Annotated in this window: 6 protein-coding genes and 1 pseudogene; 6 read left to right on the top strand and 1 reads right to left on the bottom strand. The window is 62.3% G+C overall.

The annotated features are described in order from the left end of the window. A pseudogene (locus ABW043_RS22950) lies at window positions 1-105 on the top strand (DUF1190 domain-containing protein); the annotation flags it as partial. A gap of 2 nt (window positions 106-107) precedes the next feature. Further along, the gene (locus ABW043_RS19795; RefSeq protein WP_353922923.1) at window positions 108-1,265 is read left to right on the top strand and encodes a glutathionylspermidine synthase family protein; all 1,158 of its coding nucleotides are present in this window, start codon (window positions 108-110) and stop codon (window positions 1,263-1,265) included. Between the two features lie 39 nt (window positions 1,266-1,304). Here ABW043_RS19795 and ABW043_RS19790 read toward each other — a convergent pair whose 3' ends face one another. After that, entirely contained in the window at window positions 1,305-2,762 is a 1,458-nt protein-coding gene (locus ABW043_RS19790; RefSeq protein WP_353922922.1) for a M81 family metallopeptidase, read from the bottom strand. 195 nt (window positions 2,763-2,957) lie between these two features. Here ABW043_RS19790 and ABW043_RS19785 point away from each other — a divergent pair, with 195 nt between their 5' ends. The 4 genes from ABW043_RS19785 to ABW043_RS19770 are packed head-to-tail and all read left to right on the top strand — an operon-like array spanning window position 2,958 to window position 5,779. Then, window positions 2,958-3,341, top strand: a complete 384-nt coding sequence (locus ABW043_RS19785; protein WP_353922921.1) for a RidA family protein — start codon at window positions 2,958-2,960, stop codon at window positions 3,339-3,341. Window positions 3,342-3,388: 47 nt separating this feature from the next. Further along, entirely contained in the window at window positions 3,389-4,168 is a 780-nt protein-coding gene (locus ABW043_RS19780; protein WP_353922920.1) for an SDR family oxidoreductase, read from the top strand. Continuing rightward, complete coding sequence (locus ABW043_RS19775; RefSeq protein WP_353922919.1) at window positions 4,165-5,226, top strand: D-TA family PLP-dependent enzyme; 1,062 nt, start codon at window positions 4,165-4,167, stop codon at window positions 5,224-5,226. The genes ABW043_RS19780 and ABW043_RS19775 overlap by 4 nt, the downstream gene beginning before the upstream one ends. Beyond that, window positions 5,177-5,779 (top strand): DNA-3-methyladenine glycosylase, encoded by a 603-nt coding sequence (locus ABW043_RS19770; RefSeq protein WP_353922918.1) that lies wholly within the window; start codon window positions 5,177-5,179, stop codon window positions 5,777-5,779. The genes ABW043_RS19775 and ABW043_RS19770 overlap by 50 nt, the downstream gene beginning before the upstream one ends. The last annotated feature ends 124 nt before the right edge of the window (window positions 5,780-5,903 follow it).

Raw genomic sequence — 5,903 nt, 5'->3', positions numbered from 1 at the left:
ATGGTTGCCCCGTCGCGCCAGAACATGCAGCCCGTCAACGTCAATACGCGCACCGTCGTCCGTCAGGGCTTTGGCGGGGGCGGCGGCTTCAGTTTCGGCGGTTAGGTATGAAACGCATAACCTATCCCGAACGCCAGGGCTGGCGCGACAAGGCGCGCGAAGTCGGCTTCGGCTTCCACGAGATGTATGGCGAGCCCTACTGGCTCGACGACGTCGCCTATGCCTTTACGCTCCAGGAAATCGAAGAGCAGATCGAGGCGCCGAGCCAGGAACTGCACGAAATGTGCATGGACCTCGTCGGCGATATCGTTTCGAGCGAAGAAGCACTCGACCAACTGGCGATCCCCGAAGAGCTGCGCGATCTCGTGCGCGATTCATGGGAGCGCGAAGACCGGCACCTCTATGGCCGGTTCGATCTCGCCTATGACGGCGCGGGACCGGTCAAGCTGCTTGAATACAATGCCGATACCCCGACCTCGATCTTTGAGACGGCCTATTTCCAATACAATTGGCTGATCGACCAGATCGAAGCCGGCGTGCTGCCTGCCGATGCCGACCAGTTCAATTCGGTGCAGGAAAGCCTTATCGAGGCGTTTGGCCAGTTTTCCAAAGCGCCGATCTTCCACTTCGCCGCCAAGACCGACAACGAGGAAGACCGCGGCACCACGGTCTATCTCATGGACTGCGCCGTGCAGGCCGGGCATCGCGTCGAACTGATCGATATCGGCGACATCGGCGTCGATGCGCTGGGTCGCTTTACCGATCTTGAGGATCGGGTCATCGACCGCTGCTTCAAGCTCTATCCCTGGGAGTTCATGCTGCGCGAGAATTTCGCGCCCTATCTGCCGCGCTCGGGACACGCCTTTGTCGAACCCGCCTGGAAGGCAGTCCTCTCCAACAAGGGCCTGCTGCCGCTCCTCTGGAAGCGCTACCCCGATCATCCCAACCTGCTGCCGTCCTTCTTCACCGATGATCCCGGCGCGTCATCGCTGTCGAGCTATGTGCAAAAGCCGCTGCTGTCGCGCGAAGGCGAGAATGTCTCGATCTTCACCAATGGCAAGGAACTGGCTGCAGCGCCCGGCGACTACGGGGCGGAGGGTTTTGTCATTCAGGAATACACGCCGCTCTTTGAAAGCGAGGGCGGCTTTGCTGTGCTCGGGAGCTGGATCGTCGGCGATCGCGCCTGCGGGCTTGGCATCCGCGAGGATCGCTCGCGCATTACCGCCAACCTCTCACGCTTCGTGCCGCACGTGAGTTTGGGCTGAGGGCCGCGCGAGCTCAGCTCGCGTGGCCCTTGGGTTGTCTCAGAGCCAGGGGTTCTCGACCATCGGCCAGATATCCTTGCGCGCCTTGCGGTAATTGGTTTCCGCGGGGCGGTTCGGGTAGGGCTTGCCGGCCGAGCAGTAGATGATCTCGGACGCGATTTTCGAGAACGAGTCGTAGAAGTGGTTGGTCGACTTGATCAGCAGAATTTTCCGCGACTTGGGGTCGATGCCGAGAGCCGAATAAAGGCTCGGGTCAAAGCTCTGGGCGCGGGTTGAGTTGAGGATCACATCGATTCCGTCGAAGTGAATCCAGGCCGCGTCCCCGAAGGGCGCAAAGCTCTCGCCGAAGCGCATTTCGGCGTCGCGGACGAGCTTTCTCACCGTGACGCGCTTGTCGATGGGGCTGCCGGTATCGGGGGCCGACTTGGCGCCGAAGCGGAGCTGGATTTCAGCACCTTCGCCGGCGGCAAAGCAGATCTGGACCGCGATCGGGTCCCAGATGGTGCCGACGGCAACGTCGGTGGCGCCGCGGGAAATGAATTCGGCAAGGAGCACGGTGGCATCGCCCGCCGTACCGCCGCCGGGATTGTCCCAGACGTCGGCGACGACGACAGGGCCCTTTGGCGCCGCGAGGGCAGCGTCGACGGCGGTCTTTTCATCGACCTGTGCCACCATGGTGGTGCCGCGCATGGCGTAGAGTTCGCGGCCGAGTTGTTCAGCAAGGGCCGCGCCCTTTTCCGGATCGTTGTCGGTGACCGCCAGCAGTTTGGTGCCCATTTCGGGCACGTCGCCGGCCATGAAGCCGTGGACGACGGAAAGGGACAAGAGCCCCGGCTCGGACTTTTCGAGCGCCATGAGCTTGTCGACGAAACCGCGCATCGGCTGGCGCGAGGTCGGGAAGACGTCGATCATCCGGCAATCGAAGACGGTCATCACCGGCTTGATCTCTTGCCTGAGGGCGCGGGCGGCGATGTCCCAGAGGTCCCGGGCGCGATCGACGAAGTCGGTATGCGGGAATTCCTTGAAGTAGACGAAGAAATTGGCGGCTTCCGCGCGCTTCTTGGTGAGATGGCTATGCGGATCGAGCTCGGCACAGACGAGAATGTCCGGGCCGACGATCTCGCGGACGCGCGAGAGAATGTCGCCTTCGCAATCGTCATAGCCCTGCGCGACCATGGCGCCATGGAGGCCGAGGACGACGCCGTCCACGGGCATGGCGGCGCGGAGCTGGTCCAAAATGGCGTCGCGCAACTCTTCATAGGTGGTGCGGGCGACAAGGCCAGCGGGATCGGCCCAGGAGGCGCTGCCTTCGATCAGGGTCCAGCCTTCCCTCGCGCACACTTCGCGGCCGACGGTGATCGGCGCGGTGCACAGGGTCGGGGTCGCCGGATGTTCGCCGGGGCCGGCATGGAGCGAAGCTTCAAAGGCGCGCTTGTCGACGGCGATGGGGGAAAATGTATTGGTCTCGGTGGCGAGGGCGGCTGTGAAAACGCGCACGAGAAGCTTCCAGCAAATGAACAAATGAAGGTGCCGAAAGACAGGTCGGCAATTGTGACACTAGCATATCGTTTGCAGGGCTTCACGTAAGAAATTTACATTCTTTGGGGTGGCGGACGGGGGTTTTGGGTATATTTTCGACCAATCCTGCGCCAAAAGAGTAATAGAATTTCATTTTGCCTCAAGGAGGGCCTCATGCCCATCAAGCGTTATGGCGCGGAAAAGTCCGGTGCCGGTGGCCAGAACCTGCCTTTCGCCCGTGCCGTGGAGGCTGGCGGCTTTCTCTATGTTTCGGGCCAGGTGGCCATGAAGGATGGCGAGATCGTCAAGGGTAACATCGTTGAAGAGACGCACCTGACGATCAAGAACGTGCTCGCGATCCTGGAAGAGGCTGGCTACGGGCCGGAACATATCGTGCGCGTCGGCGTGTGGCTCGATGATCCGCGGGATTTCTGGAGCTTTAACGGCGTCTACAAGAGCTATTTTGGCGAGCATCCGCCGGCCCGCGCCTGCGTGCAGAGCCGCATGATGGTGGATTGCAAGGTCGAGATCGACTGCGTGGCTTATAAGGGGCCGTAAGGCACTGAGCTTGCTGGGGGAGGCCCCAATCGAATGAGGGAAAACCAATGACACAAACCTCCCCCTTCCGGCTCGACGGAAAGACCGTGCTCATCACCGGGGCCGGTGGTGGCATCGGGCGCTCGCTCGTGGCGGTGTTTCATGAGGCGGGCGCCAATGTGGTTGGTGCCGATCGTGAGGCAGGGCTGCTCGATGGGCTGCAGATCGTGCGAAAAGTGCTGTTCGACCAGGCTGATATGGCCGGCACGCGGGCGGCGGTTTCGGCCGATATTGCCCAGCATGGCGTCTATGACGCGGTGGTCGCCAATGTCGGGTTCACCCGGGCTGAGCATTTTGGCATGGTCGATGATGCCGTCTGGGCGAGCGAACTCAACATCAATCTCAATGGCGCCTATGCGCTGACCGATCCGGTCATTGCCGCGATGGGCAAGGTTGGTGGTGGCGCGCTGGTGTTCATTTCTTCGGTCAATGCCATCGCGCATTATGGCAACCCCGCCTACTCGGCGGCCAAGGCGGGGCTCGTGGCCTATGCCAAGGGCATTGCCGTCGAGCGTGGGGCCGAGGGCGTACGGGCCAACGTCGTGGCGCCCGGTTCGGTGCGGACGCCGGCTTGGGACCATCGTCTTGCGGCCGACCCGACGCTGCTCGACAATGTGCTACCGCACTATCCGCTGGGGCGCATGGTGACGCCGGTTGAAGTGGCCAATGCGGCGCTGTTCCTCTGTTCGGATGCCGCTTCTGGGATTACCGGCACGCTGCTGCCGGTCGATGCCGGGCTGACGGCGGGCAATCTGCGATTTGTCGATGAAGTGCTGAGGGGCAAATGACCTCGATTTTTGAACTCGAAACCCCGGTTGTCCTTGTCGATCTCGACAAGGCCGAAGCGAACCTGAAGAACGCGCAGGATGCGGCCGACAAGGCGGGGATTAAGCTCAGGCCGCATATCAAGACCCACAAGCTGCCGCGCTTTGCCAAGCGCCAGGTGGAGCTGGGCGCGGTGGGGATCACGGTGCAGAAGCTGGGCGAGGCCGAGGTGATGGCCGATGCAGGGCTGACCGATCTTTTGCTCACCTTCAATATCATTGGCGAAAAGAAGCGCGCGCGGCTGAAGGCGCTGCATGACCGGGTAGATATTCGCGTCGTTGCCGATAGTGCAGAGACGGTGGCGGGGCTGGCTGAGACGTTTGTCGATCCGGCAAAACCGCTGGGTGTGTTCGTTGAATGCGATACCGGCATGGGGCGGTGTGGCGTGCAGTCGCCCGCTGCGGCGCTGGAACTGGCGAAGAAAATCGCGGCGGCGCCGGGGCTGAGTTTTGCCGGGCTGATGACTTATCCGGCTGCCGGAAAATATAGGGAAGCCCAGCAGTGGCTGGCTGATGCCAAGGCGCTGTTCGATGGCGCGGGCGTGGCCCTGCCCGAGATCACGACGGGCGGCACGCCCGATATCTGGCATATGAGCGAGGCGGGCGTGGCGACCGAATATCGGCCGGGCACCTATATCTATATGGACCGCTCGCAGGTTGTGGCCGGTGCCGCGACGTTTGAGCAATGCGCGCTGACCGTGCTGGCGACGGTGGTTTCGCGGCCGACGGATGGCCGGGCTGTTATCGACGCTGGGACCAAGACGCTGACCAGCGATCTCCTCGGCATGCAAGGGCATGGCTATGTGGTGGATTTTCCGGACGCCAAGATCGTCGGGCTGAGCGAGGAGCATGGCACGCTCGATGTGTCGGCTTGTGCGGTAAAGCCGAAAATTGGTGATGTGATCCGCATCATTCCCAATCACTGCTGCCCGGTGAGCAATCTCTTCGACACGGTCACGCTGGTACGTGGCGATGAGGTGCTGGAAACCGTTGAGGTCGCGGCGCGGGGGCGGGTGGACTGAGCGCGTGCTCACTCGCGATTTCTTTGACCGCCCCGTGCTGGAGGTTGCGCCGGAACTGATCGGCGCGACTTTGCTGGTTGATGGGGTAGGTGGAGAAATCGTCGAGGTGGAGGCCTATGACGATAGCGATCCGGCCTCGCATAGCTTTCGCGGGCCGACGCCAAGAAACGTCGCCATGTTCGGGCCGGCTGGGCATGCCTATCTCTACAAGATCTACGGCATTCATTTTTGCCTGAATTTCGTCTGCTTGGCTGGTAGCGCCATCCTGATAAGGGCGCTGCGGCCGACGGCGGGGTTTGACGCCATGCATGAGCGGCGGGGCGGGGTGGTCGACAAGCAGCTTTGCTCGGGGCCGGGAAAGCTTGCCGGGGCGCTGGGGCTCGATCTCACGCAAAACGGCTTGGCGCTGGATGAAGAGCCGTTTCAACTCTTGGCTGCTTCCGCACCGCGCGAGGTGGCGACCGGGCTGCGCATCGGCATCACCAAGGGGGTCGACACGCCCTGGCGGTTTGTCGAGCGGGGATCGCCCTATCTGAGCAAGCCACTGAAATAGTCACCTTGTGATCGCGCGCCGCGCAACTCGCGGGGCGTCGGCCCGTTGGCTCCTGACGAAGGATAGCGCGCGTCAACCGGACGCGGTGGTATGAGGAACGGGCAGGTTTTTCCGGTTTCCCGCC

The sequence above is a fragment of the Devosia sp. genome (genome assembly GCF_040509215.1).
Taxonomy (GTDB): domain Bacteria; phylum Pseudomonadota; class Alphaproteobacteria; order Rhizobiales; family Devosiaceae; genus Devosia.
Note: the sequence above shows the minus strand (reverse complement) of the source record. Positions and strands in the feature narration are given on the sequence as shown.